A 17,195-nucleotide genomic window follows, 5' to 3' on the forward strand; every position below is an offset into this window, starting at 1 on the left:
GGCCGTACACTTGAAAGGTGTGGTCGCGACACGGCGGTTCCGCCGCGCGCTCTGACCCACCCGAATCCACACTGTTGAACCCCGACGCGACCCGGACGAGTCACGCGATGACCTCGCCCGGGAACGACCGTCACACTCTCCTCTATGGAAGGCGTTGCCCCTCTTATGACCACTGCTGCCGCTCGTACACTTGCAGGCACTGACGAGCGCCAGGATCTGCGCAACGTCGCCATCGTCGCCCACGTCGACCACGGCAAGACCACTCTGGTCGATGCCATGCTCACCCAGACCAAGTCGGTCGGCGGCCACGGCGATCTCGAGGACCGGGTCATGGACTCCGGTGAGCTCGAGAAGGAGAAGGGCATCACGATCCTGGCCAAGAACACCACCGTGTTCTACTCCGGTCCGGCCGCCACCGCGCACGCCGGCATGGAGGAGGTCACCATCAATGTGATCGACACCCCCGGCCACGCCGACTTCGGTGGTGAGGTCGAGCGCGGCCTCTCCATGGTCGACGGCGTCGTGCTGCTCGTGGACGCCTCCGAGGGCCCGCTGCCGCAGACCCGCTTCGTGCTGCGCAAGGCACTGAACGCGCAGCTGCCGGTGATCCTGGTGGTGAACAAGACCGACCGCCCCGATGCCCGCATCGACGGCGTGGTCTCCGACACCATGGACCTGCTGCTCGGCCTGGCCTCCGACGTCGCCGAGGAGAACCCCGATCTGGACCTGGACTCCGTGCTGGACGTCCCGGTGGTCTTCGCCTCCGGCAAGGCCGGACGCGCCTCGAAGACTCAGCCCGAGGACGGCGGCCTGCCCGAGGGTGAGGATCTGGAGGCGCTCTTCGACACCATCCTGGAGCACGTCCCGGCCCCGAAGTACGACGCCGAAGAGGTCCTCCAGGCCCACGTCACCAACCTTGACGCCTCGCCCTTCCTAGGCCGCCTGGCGCTGCTGCGCATCTTCAACGGCACGCTGAAGAAGAACCAGCAGGTCGCCTGGGCCCGCAAGGACGGCACCATGAAGACGGTGAAGATCACCGAGCTGCTCGCCACCAAGGGACTGGAGCGGGTCTCCGCAGACTCCGCCGGGCCCGGCGAGATCGTCGCCGTCGCCGGGATCTCCGACATCATGATCGGTGAGACCCTTACCGACCTGGAGACCCCCAAGCCGCTGCCGACCATCACCGTGGATGATCCCGCGATCTCCATGACCATCGGCATCAACACCTCCCCGATGGCCGGCCGGGTCAAGGGCGCGAAGGTCACTGCCCGCCAGGTCAAGGACCGTCTGGACAAGGAACTCATCGGCAACGTCTCGCTCAAGGTGTTCCCCACCGAGCGTCCTGACACCTGGGAGGTCCAGGGCCGAGGCGAGCTCGCCCTGGCGATCCTGGTCGAGCAGATGCGCCGCGAAGGCTTCGAGCTGACCGTGGGCAAGCCCCAGGTGGTGACCCGGGAGATCGACGGGAAGCTGCACGAGCCGATGGAGAACATGACCATCGACGCTCCGGACGAGTTCATGGGTGCGATCACCCAGCTCATGGCCGCTCGCAAGGGCACCATGACCACGATGACCAACAACGGCACCGGCTGGATCCGCATGGAGTTCCTGGTCCCGGCCCGCGGGCTCATCGGCTTCCGCACCAAGTTCCTCACCGACACCCGCGGGGCCGGAATCGCGTCTTCCTACGCGGCCGGCTACGAGCCCTGGAAGGGCCTGATCGAGTACCGCACCTCCGGATCGCTGATCTCCGACCGCACCGGCACCGCGACCCCGTTCGCGATGATCAACCTGCAGGAGCGCGGCACCTTCTTCGTGGACCCGCAGGAAGAGGTCTACGAGGGCATGGTCGTCGGCGAGAACGCCCGCCACGACGACATGGAGGTCAACATCACGAAGGAGAAGAAGCTCACCAACATGCGTGCAGCCTCGGCAGACTCCTTCGAAGGCCTGACCCCTCCGACCAAGCTCACCCTCGAGGAGTCCCTGGAGTTCGCCAACGAGGACGAGTGCGTCGAGGTCACCCCGGACTCGATCCGGATCCGCAAGGTCATCCTGAACTCCTCCGAGCGCATGCGTGACTCACGCAAGAAGAAGAGCGCCTCGCAGTAATGACGGCACCGCACCAGACCGCGGCACCCGCGCGGAGAAGCTCACGGCGACCAGCGCTGCTGGGCGTGTGCTTCTCCGCCGGGCTGGTGCTCGGGATCCTGGGCACCCTGCTGCACGGGAACATCCTGGTGCTGGGCTCCACCGAGACCGGCACCGTGCTGCCCTGGGGCGCCGCCCTGGCCCTGCTGATGTGCCTGATGGCGCAGCTCTGGGCCGGGCTGAAGAGCGGCTCGCTGGCCGAGCCGGTGCTGATGGGAGCGACCACCTTCACCGTGGCCACGATCGCCTACCTCTGGCCAGGACCTGACCAGCTGGTGGTGCCCTACAGCCCGGAGGCCATGGCGCTGCTGCCCGGTCCCACGCTGGCCTCGCTGATCTGGTGGCTGGGCTCGGCGACGGTCACCCTGATCGCCATGGTCCTCGTCAAGTGGATCGTGGTGCGGGACCGCGCCGCATCTCGCTAGACTCTAGTTACGCACCCGTAGAGAGACTGAGGAGTCCATGACGTACATCATCGCCCTTCCTTGCGTGGATCTGAAGGACAAGGCCTGCATCGATGAATGCCCCGTGGACTGCATCTACGAGGGTGAGCGCATGCTCTACATCCACCCGGACGAGTGCGTGGACTGCGGCGCCTGTGAGCCGGTCTGCCCGGTGGAGGCCATCTACTACGAGGACGACACCCCGGAGCAGTGGTCCGAGTACTATCGCGCCAACGTCGAGTTCTTCGACGAGGTCGGTTCCCCCGGCGGAGCCGCCAAGGTCGGACTGATCCCCAAGGACCACGAGATCGTGGCAGCCCTGCCGCCGCAGCAGCAGTGACCCCGCAGCACTGATCACCGACCCCCGCGGAGGCACCGATGCTCACTCTTCCCGAGTACCCCTGGGACGCGATGGCGCCCTATCTGGAGAAGGCCCAGCGGCACCCCGAGGGAGTCGTCAACCTCTCCATCGGCACCCCGGTGGACCCTACTCCTGAGGTCATCCAGGCGGCGCTCACCGCGGCCGCCGATGCCCCGGGCTATCCCACCACCCACGGCACCCGCACGCTGCGCGAATCCATCTCGGCCTGGTTCGCTCGGCGCCGCGGGGTCACCGGGCTGGATCCGGAGCACATCCTGCCCACTGTGGGCTCCAAGGAGCTCGTCGCCTGGCTGCCCACCCTGCTGGGACTCGGCGCTCGCGCCGGGGCCGGGGCCGCCGACGTCGTGCTCCGCCCGCTGGTGGCGTACCCGACCTATGACATCGGCGCGCAGATCGCCGGGGCCACCCCGCTGGCCACCGATGATCCGCTCGGCCTCGACGAAGAGACGCTGCAGCGGGTGAAGCTGATCTGGATCAACTCACCCTCGAACCCCACCGGCGCGGTGGCCGGGGTGGAATGGATGCGTCAGGTGGTCGCGTTGGCGCGCCGGATCGGCGCCGTGGTCGCCTCCGACGAATGCTACGCCGAGCTGCCCTGGGAGGTCGCCGGGGATGACGTCCCCTCGGTCCTGGACCCGCGGGTCTGCGGCGTGCACCCGGAGACCGGGGAGCCCGATCATCGGGGTCTGCTGGCGGTGTACTCGGCCTCGAAGCAGTCCAACATCGCCGGATACCGTGCCGCCTTCGCCGCCGGCTGCCCGGAGCTGATCCACGGGCTGATCAACACCCGCAAGCACGCCGGGATGATCGTGCCTGCCCCGATCCAGGCCGCGCTGACCGCGGCACTGGACGACGACGCCCACGTCGCCGCCCAGCGGGAGGTCTACCGCCGGCGTCGTGCACTGCTGGTGCCGGCCCTTGAAGCCGCCGGGCTGCAGATCGAGAAGTCCCACGCCGGGCTCTACCTGTGGTGCCGCGCCGCCGGCCCGCAGGGGACGGCGCCGGCTGCCCGCAGCGCAGAGGACACCTGGGCGCTGGTGGAGCAGATGGCGCAGCGCGGGATCCTCGTCGGGCCCGGGGTCTTCTACGGGGAGCAGGGCAACGGTTACATCCGGGTGGCGCTGACCGCCACCGATGAGCGGATCGCCGCCGCCGCGCAGCGGCTCACCGCCTGAGCTGGGGGACTGACTCGAACCGGGTGAACCAGGACACAACTGGCAACCGACGGTGACCAGACGGTAGGTTTGTCATGATGTCCCCCGAGTGTGTCTGATAAGGAGACCCATGACTGAGCAGACCTCTGCCCGCCTGAATTATCAGGGGGGAGATCTGGAACTACCCGTGCAGTCCGCGGTGGAGGGCAATGTCGGTCTCGATATCGCGCCCCTGCTGAAGACCACCGGAGCCGTCACCTATGACCCCGGCTTCATGAACACCGCCAACGCGAAGTCTGCGATCACCTACATCGACGGCGATGCTGGCATCCTGCGCTACCGCGGCTACCCGATCGAGCAGCTCGCCGAGCACTCCAGCTTCCTCGAGGTCTCCTACCTGCTGATCTACGGCGAGCTGCCCACCCAGCAGCAGCTCACCGACTTCGACAACGTCACCCGTCGGCACACCCTGCTCCACGAGGAGCTGCGCGACTTCTTCGGCGGCTTCCCCCGCGACGCGCACCCGATGCCGGTGCTCTCCTCCGCGGTCTCCGCGCTCTCCACCTACTACCCGGACTCGCTGGATCCCTTCAACAAGGACCACGTGGAGCGCTCCACGTACCGGATGCTCGCGAAGGTGCCCACCATCGCGGCCTACGCGTATAAGAAGTCCATCGGTCAGCCGATGCTCTACCCGGACAACAACCTCACCCTGGTGGAGAACCTGATCCGCGGCTGCTTCGGCGTGCCTGCCGAGCAGTTCGAGCTGGACCCGGACATGGTCAAGGCCCTGGACACGCTGCTGATCCTGCATGCGGACCACGAGCAGAACTGCTCCACCTCCACCGTGCGCCTGGTGGGGTCCTCGCAGGCGAACCTCTTCGCCTCGGTCTCCGCCGGGATCAACGCGCTCTACGGCCCCGCCCACGGCGGCGCCAACGAGGCCGTGCTGGGGATGCTGCGCCAGATCCAGTCCGGTGACGTCAGCCCGGAGGCCTTCATGGAGAAGGTCAAGAACAAGGAGGCCGGCGTCCGCCTGATGGGCTTCGGGCACCGGGTCTACAAGAACTACGACCCGCGCGCCCGGGTGGTCAAGGGCCTCGCCGATGACCTGCTGGCCAAGCTCGGCGGCGACGACGAGCTCTTCGACATCGCCCAGCGCCTGGAGCAGAAGGCGCTGGAGGACGACTACTTCATCGAGCGCAAGCTCTACCCGAACGTGGACTTCTACACCGGGCTGATCTACAAGGCCATGGGCTTCCCGGAGAAGATGTTCACGGTGCTCTTCGCGCTGGGCCGGCTCCCCGGCTGGATCGCCCAGTGGCGCGAGATGATCGAGGATCCCTCCACCAAGATCGGTCGGCCCCGCCAGCTCTACATCGGCGAGCCGGAGCGGAACTACCCCGGAGCCTGACCCTCCGCGCACTCTCTTTCGTTGAGCGGCGGATTCTGCGAGCAGTTGATGGCCTTTACGGCCCAAACTGTTCGCAGAATCCGCCGCTCAACGTTTTTGGCGAGGCGATGTTTTTGGCGGGGCGGTCAGCGCCGGGAGAAGCCGATCACCACGGCGTCCTCGCTGACCGACTCCACCCGTTCCCAGCGGCCGGAGTCGCGGTGCCACTGGTAGGCCCCGGCGTGGACCGACTGCACCCCGTAGGTCTCCGCGGCGGCCACGGCCCACTGCGCGAGCAGCCATTCCGGCTCGCTGCGTTCGGTCGCGGCGTCCTCGGAGTCCTCCTCAGAGCTGGCCTCGGTGACCCCGGCGTCGTCCTCGACGTCGCTGACCGAGACCCGCACGATGGCCGACTCGCCGGAGCCTTCCACGGCCACCGCCTCGGCTCCGAGCATGCCGGAGAGAGAGCCCTCCAGCTCCCCGCGCAGGCCTTCGGCGTCGGGGCCCGGGACATCGATCTGGCTGAGCTGGCAGGTCATCACCATCGGCTGCACCCCGGTGAGCGGACGCGCGAAGGCCCGCGCCAGCTCCTCGTGCTGCGGGTAGAACGTCGGATTCTGCGGCCGCCCCAGCGCTTCGGCGGATTCCTCCATCCCCAGCTCAGGTGACCATGCCAGCTCGCCCTCGCCCTCGCCCTCGCCGTCGCGACTCTCCACCAGGCGTGCGTAGAAGTCCTCGGCGGTTCTCGGGGTGGAGCTGGTGGCGCTCACGGCATCCCACTGTGGTCCGCCGTCGGCGAAGAGCACCGGCGCCGGGGAGGGCTGCTCAGAGTCGCCTTCCTCAGCCTCAGCGTCCTCCTCCGCTGGCTGGGCCGTGGGGCCCGCACGGTTCTCCAGATCGGTCTCCTGGAGCGAGATCGCGATCGCGTCGGTGGCCGCCTGCACCGGCAGCTCCCGCTCTGCGGCGGCGGCGGCCAGATGCGCCGCAGAGTAGGTCTGCGCCGGGGTGAGCCGATGCTCCACCTCGCCCACCGTGACCGAGCAGCGTTCATCGAGGAGGTACTCGTTCTCCTCGATGAACTGCCAGGCCCCGTAGCCGGTGGCGCCGACGGCGGCGGCGACCACGGTGATCGCCGCAACGGCCTTGACTCGGCGACGGCGTCGGTAGACGGTACGGGTGACGGTGATGGGGCGATCAGCGCGCGGGCTCATCGAGGACCTCTCGGTTCAGGGGCTGCGTGGGCGCGACGGCGTGCCCGTTCCACGGTGCCTGGACGGGCTGATCAGTTGCGGTGCAGGGCGGCGTTGAGCTCGACCTTCTGGCCCTTGCGCGGGACGGCCTGAACGGCGCCGGTGAGCGAGTCGCGGCGGAAGAGCAGGTTCGGCACGCCGGAGAGCGCGGAAGCCTTCACGGTGTCCATCACGGTGCGGTCATCGGCGAGCACCGAGACCTTGGTGCCGGCGGTGACGTAGAGCCCGGCCTCGATCACGCAGTCGTCCCCGACCGAGATCCCCACACCGGAGTTCGCGCCGAGCAGCACACGCTCGCCCAGGGTGATCTTCTCCTTGCCGCCTCCGGAGAGGGTGCCCATGATGGATGCGCCGCCGCCGATGTCGGTGCCGTCGCCGACCACGACCCCGGCGGAGATGCGTCCCTCCACCATGGAGGTGCCCAGGGTGCCGGCGTTGAAGTTCACGAAGCCTTCGTGCATCACGGTGGTGCCCTCGGCCAGGTGTGCGCCCAGGCGCACCCGGTCCGCGTCGCCGATGCGCACACCCGAGGGGGTGACGTAGTCCACCAGGCGCGGGAACTTGTCGATCGAGTGCACGCTGACGTGCCCGCGGGCGCGCAGCTTCAGCCGGGTGGTCTCGAACCCGGCCACCGCGCAGGGGCCGAAGTTGGTCCAGACCACGTTGCTCAGGTGCCCGAAGATTCCGTCGAGGTTGATGCTGCGCGGGGTGACCAGACGGTGGGAGAGCAGGTGCAGACGCAGCCACACATCGGAGGTGGAACTCGCCTCGGAGTCCAGATCCGACTCCACGGAGACCACCTCGGTGGTGACGCCGCGCTCGGGATCCGTGCCGGTGGCGGCCTGCAGCGAGGCGATCAGCTCGGCGTCGTCGTTCTCAGACAGGGGGGTCATCACCGGGCGCGGGAACCAGGTGTCCAGGACGGTGCCGTCGGTGGTCACCGTGGCGAGGCCATGGCCGGATGCAGTTCGATTCTCAGTGCTCATGGCACCATCCTACTTTTTCCTGTGCCGGAGCCCAGGGCTTCGGGAATGCGGGTCCCCGTTGCGGTGGGGTTCGCCTAGGCTGAACGGATGGATATCCGCGCTCTGCTCTCCGGCGACGTCGCCGCGCTCACCGAGGCGATCATCGCCTGCGAATCTGTCTCCGGCAATGAGAAGGCCCTGGCCGACGCCGTGGAGTCGGCGCTGCAGGACCTCGGCGGCCTGAGTCTGCACCGCGACGGGGACACGATCATCGCGCGCACCGAGACCGGTGCCGGGCAGCGGATCATCCTGGCCGGGCACCTGGACACCGTGCCGCTGCCGAGCACCCCGGGTTCCCGCGGCACGGTCCCGCCGAGCTGGGAGCAGATCGACGGCGAGCAGGTGCTCTATGGCCGCGGCGCCACCGACATGAAGGGCGGCGTGGCGGTGCAGCTGAAGCTGGCCGACGACGTCGCCGCTCACCTGGCCGCGGGCGGGTCCCTGGACCGCGACATCACCTGGGTCTTCTACGACCACGAGGAGGTCGAGGCCAGCAAGTCCGGACTCGGTCGGGTGATGCGCAGCGTGCCGGAGCTGCTGGACGGGGACTTCGCAGTCCTGCTGGAACCCACCCACGGGGTGGTCGAGGGTGGGTGCAACGGCACCTGCCGCTTCGAGGTCACGATCCCGGGGGTCGCCGCGCATTCCGGACGCGCCTGGATGGGGGAGAACGCGATCCACGGGGCCGCCGGGCTGCTGCAGGTGCTCAGCGACTACACGCCGCAGACCATCACGGTGGAGGGCCTGGACTACCGCGAGGGGCTCAACGCGGTCCGCATCCGCGGCGGGGTGGCCGGAAACGTCATCCCGGATTCCACCGTGGTGGAGATCAACTACCGCTTCGCCCCGGACAAGACGGAGGAGCAGGCCCACGCCCACGTCCGCGAGGTCCTCGCCGAAGCCGGGATCAGCGCAGGCCAGCAGAAGGTCACGGACAGCTCCTCGGCCGCGCGCCCCGGTCTGGACCATCCGGCGGCCCAGGCGTTCATCGCCGCCGTGGGTGGGGAGCCGATGCCGAAATACGGCTGGACCGATGTGGCACGCTTCTCCGCTCAGGGAGTCCCCGCCGTGAACTTCGGTCCCGGGGATCCGCTGCTGGCCCATTCCGATGATGAACACGTCACCGCGCAGGCGCTGCGGGACTGCCACACGGCGCTGCACCGCTGGCTGCTGGGAGGCTGAACCGCGGAGTCAGAGGTGCACGGCTGAGCGCCGGTCGCGTGCCGGGTGAGCGCCGGGGCGGATCCTCTAGGCTGATCTCATGACCGAGAAGCAGACCTCCAGCACCCGTCCAGTCGCCCTGATCACCGGAGCCTCCCGCGGCATCGGCAAGGCCATCGCCGAAGAGCTCGGCCGCGACCACCACATCCTGGTCGGCGGGACCAACCCCGAGACCGTGGACGCCGTGGTGCAGGCCCTGCCCAGCGCGGAGCCGTTCCTGGTGGATCTGACCGATCTCGAGGCCATCGCCCCGGCGCTGGAGAAGGCCGCGCTCACCCGACTGGACGTGATGGTCCACTCAGCCGGGCTGGCCTGGATGAACCCGGTGGCGGAGAGCTCCCCGGCCCAGTTCCAAGAGATGTTCACAGTCAACGTCTTCGCCGTCGCCGAGCTGACCCGCGCCGGGCTGCCGCTGCTGCGCGAATCCTCCGGGCAGATGCTCAGCATCAACTCCGGCGCCGGATTCACCGCCGGACCCGGGAGCTCGATGTACTCCGGGACCAAGTTCGCGCTGCGCGCGCTCACCGACGCGCTGCGTGAGGAGGAGCGCGGCCGGATCAAGGTCACCTCGATCCACCCCGGCCGGGTGGACACAGATATGCAGGTTGCACTTCAGCAGTCCATGGGCAACCAGAATTACGACGGCGGCATCTACATCTCCCCACAGGCCATCGCCGAGGCGGCGCGCACCGTGGTGGACATGGAGGACGCCTCGATGGTGGAGAGCATCTCCATCCGCCCGGTCCAGAAGTGACCGACATGCACGTCACCGAGCTGCCCGAAGAGCTCATCGACGCCGCCGCGGATCTCTGGCACCAGGCTGGGCTCACCCGCCCCTGGAACGACCCGCACGAGGACTGCCAGCGAGCCCTCACCGGGGAAGAGTCCACGGTGCTCGCCGCGCTCGACGCCGCAGGTCGGCTCTCCGGCACGGTGATGGTGGGCCAGGACGGACACCGCGGCTGGATCTACTACCTCGCCGTGGACTCCCGGCAGCAGGGCCAGGGTCTCGGCAAGGTGCTGCTCGCCGGGGCCGAGGACTGGCTGCGTCAGCGCGGAGTGCCCAAGCTGATGCTCATGGTTCGGCAGGAGAACGCTGAAGTCCAGGACTTCTACCGGAAATTGGGCTACACCGACCAGGACACGGTGGTGCTGGGCCGCTGGCTGGACACCGAGCTTCAGGCCGGGCTCGAGGCGGGGAGCGAGACCGAGGTCGGTGTGGGGGAGCCCCAGGCAAGGGGTTGAGTTCCGGGGGCTGAGTCTCCTGGACTGAGTCCACAAGGCTGAGTCTCCTGGGCTGCGTTCAGTGTCCCGCGGGAGGCGTCCAGGCACGCAGCTGCGAGATCAGATCCTGCGGGTCCGCGCTGATCACCAGTGCCTCGCGGCGCCAGGCGGACATGAAACCCTCGTCGACCATGTGATCCACCATCGCCAGCAGCGGATCCCAGAAGCCCTTGACGTTGTAGAGTCCCACCGGCTTGTTGTGCAGCCCCAGGTATTGCCAGGTCCAGACCTCGAAGAACTCCTCGAGTGTGCCCATGCCCCCAGGCAGCGCGATGAAGCCGTCGCCGAGCTCCGCCATCCGGGATTTTCGGGTGTGCATATCCTCAACGATCTCCAGCGAGGTCAGGCCGTGATGGCCCACCTCGCGGCCGATGAGCACCTCAGGGATGATCCCGTGCACCTCACCGCCAGCCTCTAGGGCGGCGTCGGCGATCTGCCCCATCAGCCCGACCTTGCCCCCGCCGTAGACCACGCTGATCTCCGCGCCCGCCAGCGCGGTGCCCAGGCGGCGGACCTCCTCGGTGTAGTCCAGGTCGGCCCCGGAGGCGGAGCCGGTGAATACCGTGAGAGCATGGAACCGTGGGGCAGGGGCGGATGCTGGGGTGTCCAGTGAAATAGAGGTCACAGCTCTATAGTTCCACAGCGATTTCACAGCCACCGGGATCCCCTGCTAGACTTTTTCAGTCGCAATCCTCCATAGCTCAACGGCAGAGCACTCGACTGTTAATCGAGCGGTTGTTGGTTCGAATCCAACTGGGGGAGCAGATCCGCCCTCGCCCTCACGGGCGGGGGCGTTTTTCATGCCATAGTGTTTTCCCTGCGAGGCCGTCCTGCGGCCCTGACCTGCTGAATCTGATTCGGAGACTAGATGCGCGCCCCTGAGACGAAGACCCATGACATTGCCCGGCTGATCATCTCCTGCCCGGACCAGCCGGGGATCGTCGCGGCCGTCTCGGAGCTGATCGCGGAGGTCGGCGGCAACATCATCAGCCTGGACCAGTACTCCACCGGGGTGGAGGAGGGGCGCTTCTTCCAGCGCACCGTGTTCCACCTGCCCGGCCTGGCTGCGGCCAAGCCCGCGGTGGAGGAGGCGATCCGGACCAAGCTGGCGGACGGCTTCTCCATGGAGTATTCGCTGACCGCGGCGGATCAGCCCAAGCGGGTGGCGATCTTCGCGTCCAAGACCGACCACTGCCTGCTGGATCTGCTGTGGCGGCACCGCCGGGGTGAGATCCCGATGGACATCGTCATGGTGATCTCCAACCACGCCGACCTGGCCGAGGATGTCCGGCCCTTCGGGATTCCTTATTTTCACGTGCCTGTGGTCAACGGTGACAAGGCGGCAGCCGAGGCCCGGCACCTGGAGCTGCTGCAGGGCAATGTCGACATGATCGTGCTCGCCCGGTACATGCAGATCATCTCCGAGGATTTCCTCGAGCAGGTGGGCGCTCCGGTGATCAACATCCACCACAGCTTCCTGCCCGCCTTCATCGGGGCCGGGCCCTACCAGAAGGCAGCTGACCGGGGGGTCAAGCTGATCGGCGCCACGGCCCACTACGTGACCAAGGACCTCGACGAGGGCCCGATCATCGAACAGGACGTCATCCGGGTCTCACACAGCGACGACGTCGCCCAGCTCACCCGCTTCGGCGCCGACGTGGAGCGCGCCGTGCTCTCGCGCGCGGTGAAGTGGCACTGCGAAGACCGCGTGATCCGCAACGGCGGCACCACCATCGTCTTCTAGAGCCTCCTTCCTCTCTATCCCCCCTCCCTCCGCTGAGGGGCGGATTCTGCGACTAGTTTGGGCTTTTCCGCCCATGAATCAGCCGTAGAATCCGCCCCTCAACGAAAAGGGGAGTGGGGGTGGGGGAGGGTCAGGATTCGATCTTCTTCTCGCGCTCGGTCGAGGAGATCGTGATCTTGCGCGGCTGTTCGGTGGCGTAGACCCCTGTCACGCGGACCGTGAGGACACCGGATTCGTAGCTCGCGGAGATCGCGTCGCTGGAGACCTCTCCCGGAAGGGTCACGGTGCGGGAGAAGGACCCGTAGCGCACCTCGCGCAGCCCCTCGGCCTCGGTCTCGCTGCGGCGTTCACCGGAGACGGTCAGTGTGCGGCCGGTCAGCTCCACCGCGACATCCTTCTCCGGGTCGACGCCGGGGAGATCCGCGCGCAGCACCAGGTCCTCGCCGTCGCGATGCGCGTCGACCGCCGGGACGAATCCGCCCTGCCGCTGCGCGGCGTCCATCGAGGGGGCCCGGACGGAACGGAACACGTCGTCGATCAGGGCGAAGGGGTCCAGGCGGGTCAGAGAGTTGTTGATCACAGCAATCAGCTCCTTGTACTCATTGCTCTATGGGGACAGGTTTGGCGCCTTGCGGCATGGGTTCCAACGGAACCTGTCTCCAGTATATTCCGAAGTTGAGCATGATGCACTCAACTTTTCCGACGTGACTCAGCGTAGCGACTCCGTGATTCCAGCAGGTCATCCTGATGCAATACAACGGCCCTGAGCTGAGGGTGGCCTTCGCTCAGGCGCTGGGTTCGATTAGAGTGCCGGAGTGTCCAAGTCGAAGAAAACGCGCGTCCAGCACGTCCTCACGGTCCAGGACGTGACGCAGCTCAGCCCGCATATGATCCGCCTCGTCCTGGGCGGCCCCGGGTTCGCCGCGATCGAGTTCAAGTCTGTGGGGGAGTCTCCCGCCACGGACCAGTACATCAAGCTGCTCTTCCTGCCCCAGAACCTCGATGCCGACGCCGCTGCCGCGCAGGGCGTGGACCTGCGCCGGCCCTATGACATGGAGGCTCTGCGCGAGCAGCTGAGCACCGAGCAGATGCCGGTGACCCGGACCTACACCATCCGCCACGTGGATCATGCCCGGGAGCAGATCTGGGTGGACTTCGTGGTCCATGGGGACGTTGGTCGGGCGGGGGTCTGGGCGAAGCAGGCGCGCCTCGGTGATGAGATCAGCTTCTTCGGCCCAGGCAGCGGCTACGCCCCGCGCGCGGAGGCCCAGTGGCATCTTCTGGCCGGGGACGAGGCGGCGCTGCCCGCGATCGCCTCCGCGCTGGAGTCGATGCCCGAGGACGCGCGCGGCGTCGCCGTCGTCGAGGTCCGCGACGCCACGGAGCGTCAGCCTCTTGATGTCCCCGCCGGGATGGACCTGATCTGGCTGCATCGTGAGGCGGAGTTCAGCCCTGAGACCACGATGCTCGCGGAGTATCTGGAGCAGCTGAGCGTTCCGGAGGGCGATGTCCAGGTCTTCGTCCATGGCGAGCGCGCCCAGATGAAGCGGATCCGCCGGATGCTGGTGGACCAGAAGGGCCTGGATCGCAAGGCGATGTCACTCTCGGCCTATTGGGCGCACGGTCGGATCGAGGATCAGTTCCAGGCAGAGAAGCGCACCCCGGTGGGCCAGCTCGAGGGTTGAGTCCTCAGTCGCGGATCTCGCTCAGCCCGCCACCCCTGAGCTGGTGCCGATGACCAGCGCCGCCATCAGCAGCAGCGCCAGCAGCACCACGGTGATCGCAGAGAACATCCCGGCGCGCTCGCGGTGCCCGGCCAGACGCCGGTCCTGGGTGTCCCGCATCGACCCGGCGAGCAGCATGATCATGTCCAGCAAGGGCCAGGCGAAGGCCACGGTCACGCAGAGCAGCCCCAGACTGGTCTGACCCAGGACCATCAGCACGACGGCGGCGACGCTCACCACGGCCATCAGCACCGCCGAGACCCTCCGGTCCAGATACCACCGATGAGCCCCTGCGGGACCCAGGAGAAGTGTCAGGAGCCAAGCGATCGCAAAACGTTTCCTCGAGGTCGGCTGGGACTCGTAAGCGCGCCGGTCAGCCTCGGTATAGGTGTTGGCGTAGAGCTCTTCGAAATCGTACTGATCGGCCATGTTCTCAATCGTATAGGTGGTAGTTTGTAGTGAACTGAACACCCACCCTTGAGCACCATCACTTATATGGAGGCGCAGTCTTGTCTCAGCCAGGAACCGGCCGTACGAAGGGCACGCCGCCCCGTACGTCGCTGCTCGATGTGATCAAGGTCGTGCTGCGACTTGGCCCCAAGCAGATCAACGATGAGATCCAGCTGGCCATCGCCCAGATGAAGACCAAGGGCGTGGCCGCAGGCATCGCCGTGGCGCTCATGGTGGTCGGCGTCGTCTTCCTGACCTTCCTGGTGGTGGCGCTCATCGTGGCCGCCGTGGCGGCGCTCTCTCTGATCTTCGAGCTCTGGGCCGCAGCGCTGATCGTGGCAGGCATCTTCTTGGTGATCGCGCTGATCTTCGCGCTGATAGGACTGCTCAAGCTGAAGAAGACGATGCCGCTGCTGCCCGAGGACGCGATCCGCGGGTTCCGCCTCGACCTCGGAGTCGCCCGCGAGGGTACGCGCTTCGATCCGCAGAGCCTGGACAAGGCCGATGCCGAGAAGCGCCGAAAGAAGGAAGAGGCCAAGCGTCAGGCGGCCGAGCAGGCCAAGAAGGACGCCAAGACCCCCGGTTCGGGCTCCCCGACGCCGCCCACCTACAGCGAGCTGCTGCGCCGCACCGGTCTGCGCCGCGATCATCTGGCGTCCCTGCAGGACCAGATCACCTCCGGCTCCCGGAACATCGCGGAGAACGTCAAGGACAAGGCCGAGAACGTCAAGGACCGGGCCGACCGACTCAGCTCCAAGGCTCGCGGCGGTTCCAAGCCGAAGCCGGAGAAGCGCGGCTCCGCGGACCCGGTCCCGCCCACGGGCAAGACCCGGGGTGCGGCCGGTGAGCCGGTGCGCGTCACCTCCGAGGAGCCTGAGATCGTCGGCGTCCCGGCTGCGGACCAGGAGTCGAGCGCCCACGCGGCCGGCGAGTTCGTGGCCGCCCGGTGGAAGCCGCTCGCGGTGGTCGCCGGTTCCGCCGCTGCAGGTGCGGTCTTCCTGCGTGAGCTTGTGAAGAAGTAAACTTCCCCGGTGAGACTGATCGGCGCCGGGACCCAGGACGGCTTCGAGTACACCGTTCGCGAGACCTTCTGGACCGTGCCCAACATCATCACGGTGCTGCGGTTCCCGCTGATCCCGATCTTCGTCTGGCTGGTGGCCCAGGGTGAGTATCTCGCCGCCTTCTGGGTGCTCGCGGTGCTCTCCAGCACGGACTGGATCGACGGGTACATCGCCCGGCGCTTCGATCAGATGTCCACGGTGGGTCAGTGGCTGGACCCGGTGGCGGATCGGCTTGCTCTGATCATCGTCAGCGCGACCCTGGTCGGCTTCGACGTGATACCGCTCTGGGTGCTGCTCGCGGTGGTCATCCCAGACCTGGTCCTCTCCGTCAACACCTATCTGCTCTTCAAAGGCCCGCCGCCGCTGAAGGTGACCGTGCTGGGCAAGATCCGGACCGCCTGCCTGCTGGTCGGGCTGCCCCTGGCGCTGCTGGGATCCACCGGAATGCTGCGCGAGAGCCTGGTCCCCGCCCTCGCGCTGGCGCTGCTGGCCCTGGGTTCAGCCCTGCATATCATTGCTTCTGTCGATTACTTCATCAAGGCCCGTCAGACGGCGGCGCGACTGCGCCGCGAACAGGCCCATCCGGGCGTAGAGGAGGATGTGACCCCCTGATGGTGAACGCCGTGCCCGTCGATGCTCCCGGTGAGGAGCCCGCTGAGACATCCTCCGAGGCGACCTCTGAGAAGACCCAGACGACACCGGGGACCAACCCCGGGAATCATGGTGAGCCGAAGCTGCGCATCCTGATCGCGGCAGACACCTATCCTCCGGACGTCAATGGTGCCGCCGTCTTCAGTCATCGGCTCGCGAAGAGCATGGCGGCCCGCGGTCACGAGGTGCACATCGCCGCGGCGCGGACCAGCCGCGGGCCTGACATGGTGGAACACACCGATGAGGCGACCGTACACCGGTTCCGTTCCTTCAAGGCCCCGACGCATGAGTACATCCGGCTCTGCCTGCCCTGGCTGGTGGAACCGGCCATGCGACGGCTGATGGATGAGCTGCAGCCCGACGTCGTCCACGTGCAGTGCCATTACATGATCGGCAAGGCAGCGATCGACGCGGCCGCGGAGCGTGGCGTGCGCACCATCGCCACCAACCACTTCATGCCTGAGAACCTGGATCCGTTCCTGCCGTTCCCCGACTGGTTCCGCCGGATCGTGGCGAAGAACTCGTGGCGGGACATGGGCAAGCTGATGGGCAAGGCAGCCGTGGTGACCACACCGACCCCGTTGGCGGCGCGCACCATGATGCAGCGGGCAGGCTTTGAGAAGGTGCTTCCGCTCTCCAACGGGATCGACGTCGATTACTACCGGCTGGGCCCCGATGAGGTGCTGACCCCACCTGCGCGCCCCACGGTGCTCTTCGTGGGCCGGCTGGCGGTGGAGAAGAACGTGGACGTGCTCATCGAGGCGATCGCGAAGACCGACCCTGCGCTCGGGATCGGGCTGGACATCGTCGGTGATGGCGAGCAGCGCGCCGGGCTTGCCGCGCAGATCCAGCAGCTGGGCCTCGGGGACCGGGTGCGGATGCGCGGGCACGTCGATGAGGACGCGCTGCGCCGGGCGTATCTGGAGGCAGACGTCTTCTGCCAGCCGGGCACCGCCGAGCTGCAGTCGCTGGTCTCACTGGAGGCCATGTCCGCCGGGACGCCGGTGGTGCTCGCCGACGCGCTGGCTCTGCCGCATCTGGTCGAGGAGGGGGTCAACGGCTATCTGTTCGAGCCCGGGAACTCCGCACATCTGGCCGCCCGGCTGGAGCAGCTGTTCACCCTGAGCCCAGAGCAACGCACCCGAATGGGCGAACGCAGCCAGGAACGTGCCGGCCGGCACAGCCTGAAGACCACGATGGATGCCTTCGAGAAGCTCTACCGCGGAGCCGACTGGATCGAGGGACGAACCCCCTAGCGGAGC

The 17,195-nt window shown here is 67.5% G+C and carries 18 protein-coding genes and 1 tRNA gene; 14 read left to right on the forward strand and 5 right to left on the reverse strand.

Features of this window, described 5'->3' with window-relative positions; translation table 11 throughout:
- Nucleotides 1-165: 165 nt before the first annotated feature.
- From typA to HNR11_RS08145, 5 genes are all read left to right on the forward strand, one after another.
- Nucleotides 166-2,112, forward strand: coding sequence for a translational GTPase TypA (gene typA, locus HNR11_RS08125; protein WP_179441876.1), 1,947 nt, complete (start codon nucleotides 166-168; stop codon nucleotides 2,110-2,112).
- Nucleotides 2,112-2,576 (forward strand): hypothetical protein, encoded by a 465-nt coding sequence (locus HNR11_RS08130; RefSeq protein WP_179441877.1) that lies wholly within the window; start codon nucleotides 2,112-2,114, stop codon nucleotides 2,574-2,576. The genes typA and HNR11_RS08130 overlap by 1 nt, the downstream gene beginning before the upstream one ends.
- Before the next feature lie 37 nt (nucleotides 2,577-2,613).
- Nucleotides 2,614-2,934: a ferredoxin gene (gene fdxA / locus HNR11_RS08135; protein ID WP_058888487.1), complete on the forward strand. Its 321-nt coding sequence runs from the start codon at nucleotides 2,614-2,616 to the stop codon at nucleotides 2,932-2,934.
- Nucleotides 2,935-2,972: 38 nt separating this feature from the next.
- A complete protein-coding gene (dapC, locus tag HNR11_RS08140) occupies nucleotides 2,973-4,151 on the forward strand; it encodes a succinyldiaminopimelate transaminase (protein WP_179441878.1) in 1,179 nt (392 codons plus the stop codon).
- Between the two features lie 109 nt (nucleotides 4,152-4,260).
- Nucleotides 4,261-5,544, forward strand: coding sequence for a citrate synthase (locus HNR11_RS08145; protein ID WP_058888489.1), 1,284 nt, complete (start codon nucleotides 4,261-4,263; stop codon nucleotides 5,542-5,544).
- 125 nt (nucleotides 5,545-5,669) lie between these two features.
- Here the strand turns inward: HNR11_RS08145 and HNR11_RS08150 are convergent, their stop codons facing one another.
- On the reverse strand, nucleotides 5,670-6,734 hold the full coding sequence (locus tag HNR11_RS08150) for a hypothetical protein (RefSeq protein ID WP_179441879.1): 1,065 nt from the start codon (nucleotides 6,732-6,734) through the stop codon (nucleotides 5,670-5,672).
- 71 nt (nucleotides 6,735-6,805) lie between these two features.
- A complete protein-coding gene (dapD, locus tag HNR11_RS08155) occupies nucleotides 6,806-7,759 on the reverse strand; it encodes a 2,3,4,5-tetrahydropyridine-2,6-dicarboxylate N-succinyltransferase (protein WP_179441880.1) in 954 nt (317 codons plus the stop codon).
- Between the two features lie 87 nt (nucleotides 7,760-7,846).
- On the opposite strand from dapD, the gene dapE reads away from it, so the two are divergent.
- From dapE to HNR11_RS08170, 3 genes are all read left to right on the forward strand, one after another.
- A complete protein-coding gene (gene dapE, locus HNR11_RS08160) occupies nucleotides 7,847-8,980 on the forward strand; it encodes a succinyl-diaminopimelate desuccinylase (protein ID WP_179441881.1) in 1,134 nt (377 codons plus the stop codon).
- Between the two features lie 79 nt (nucleotides 8,981-9,059).
- The gene (locus tag HNR11_RS08165) at nucleotides 9,060-9,773 is read left to right on the forward strand and encodes an SDR family oxidoreductase (protein WP_179441882.1); all 714 of its coding nucleotides are present in this window, start codon (nucleotides 9,060-9,062) and stop codon (nucleotides 9,771-9,773) included.
- A 5-nt stretch (nucleotides 9,774-9,778) separates the two neighbouring features.
- Nucleotides 9,779-10,264, forward strand: a complete 486-nt coding sequence (locus HNR11_RS08170) for a GNAT family acetyltransferase (RefSeq protein ID WP_179441883.1) — start codon at nucleotides 9,779-9,781, stop codon at nucleotides 10,262-10,264.
- Between the two features lie 58 nt (nucleotides 10,265-10,322).
- Here HNR11_RS08170 and HNR11_RS08175 read toward each other — a convergent pair whose 3' ends face one another.
- Entirely contained in the window at nucleotides 10,323-10,928 is a 606-nt protein-coding gene (locus tag HNR11_RS08175; protein ID WP_310735399.1) for an LOG family protein, read from the reverse strand.
- Nucleotides 10,929-10,993: 65 nt separating this feature from the next.
- Between HNR11_RS08175 and HNR11_RS08180 the strand changes: the two genes are divergently transcribed.
- A tRNA-Asn gene (locus HNR11_RS08180) sits at nucleotides 10,994-11,065 on the forward strand.
- Between the two features lie 106 nt (nucleotides 11,066-11,171).
- Nucleotides 11,172-12,047 (forward strand): formyltetrahydrofolate deformylase, encoded by an 876-nt coding sequence (purU, locus tag HNR11_RS08185; RefSeq protein ID WP_179441884.1) that lies wholly within the window; start codon nucleotides 11,172-11,174, stop codon nucleotides 12,045-12,047.
- Nucleotides 12,048-12,177: 130 nt separating this feature from the next.
- Here the strand turns inward: purU and HNR11_RS08190 are convergent, their stop codons facing one another.
- Nucleotides 12,178-12,627: an Hsp20 family protein gene (locus tag HNR11_RS08190; RefSeq protein ID WP_179441885.1), complete on the reverse strand. Its 450-nt coding sequence runs from the start codon at nucleotides 12,625-12,627 to the stop codon at nucleotides 12,178-12,180.
- A 235-nt stretch (nucleotides 12,628-12,862) separates the two neighbouring features.
- Between HNR11_RS08190 and HNR11_RS08195 the strand changes: the two genes are divergently transcribed.
- Entirely contained in the window at nucleotides 12,863-13,732 is an 870-nt protein-coding gene (locus tag HNR11_RS08195; protein WP_343050621.1) for a siderophore-interacting protein, read from the forward strand.
- 21 nt (nucleotides 13,733-13,753) lie between these two features.
- On the opposite strand, the gene HNR11_RS08200 is transcribed toward HNR11_RS08195, so the two are convergent.
- Nucleotides 13,754-14,200, reverse strand: a complete 447-nt coding sequence (locus tag HNR11_RS08200) for an NINE protein (protein WP_179441886.1) — start codon at nucleotides 14,198-14,200, stop codon at nucleotides 13,754-13,756.
- An 80-nt stretch (nucleotides 14,201-14,280) separates the two neighbouring features.
- On the opposite strand from HNR11_RS08200, the gene HNR11_RS08205 reads away from it, so the two are divergent.
- From HNR11_RS08205 to HNR11_RS08215, 3 genes are read left to right on the forward strand one after another with little or no spacing between them, the layout of a single operon-like run.
- Nucleotides 14,281-15,243, forward strand: a complete 963-nt coding sequence (locus HNR11_RS08205; RefSeq protein ID WP_179441887.1) for a phage holin family protein — start codon at nucleotides 14,281-14,283, stop codon at nucleotides 15,241-15,243.
- A gap of 9 nt (nucleotides 15,244-15,252) precedes the next feature.
- Nucleotides 15,253-15,894 (forward strand): CDP-alcohol phosphatidyltransferase family protein, encoded by a 642-nt coding sequence (locus HNR11_RS08210; RefSeq protein WP_179441888.1) that lies wholly within the window; start codon nucleotides 15,253-15,255, stop codon nucleotides 15,892-15,894.
- On the forward strand, nucleotides 15,894-17,189 hold the full coding sequence (locus HNR11_RS08215; protein WP_179441889.1) for a glycosyltransferase: 1,296 nt from the start codon (nucleotides 15,894-15,896) through the stop codon (nucleotides 17,187-17,189). Before HNR11_RS08210 ends, HNR11_RS08215 begins: the two co-directional genes overlap by 1 nt.
- The last annotated feature ends 6 nt before the right edge of the window (nucleotides 17,190-17,195 follow it).

This window comes from Nesterenkonia sandarakina (assembly GCF_013410215.1).
Classification (GTDB): domain Bacteria; phylum Actinomycetota; class Actinomycetes; order Actinomycetales; family Micrococcaceae; genus Nesterenkonia; species Nesterenkonia sandarakina.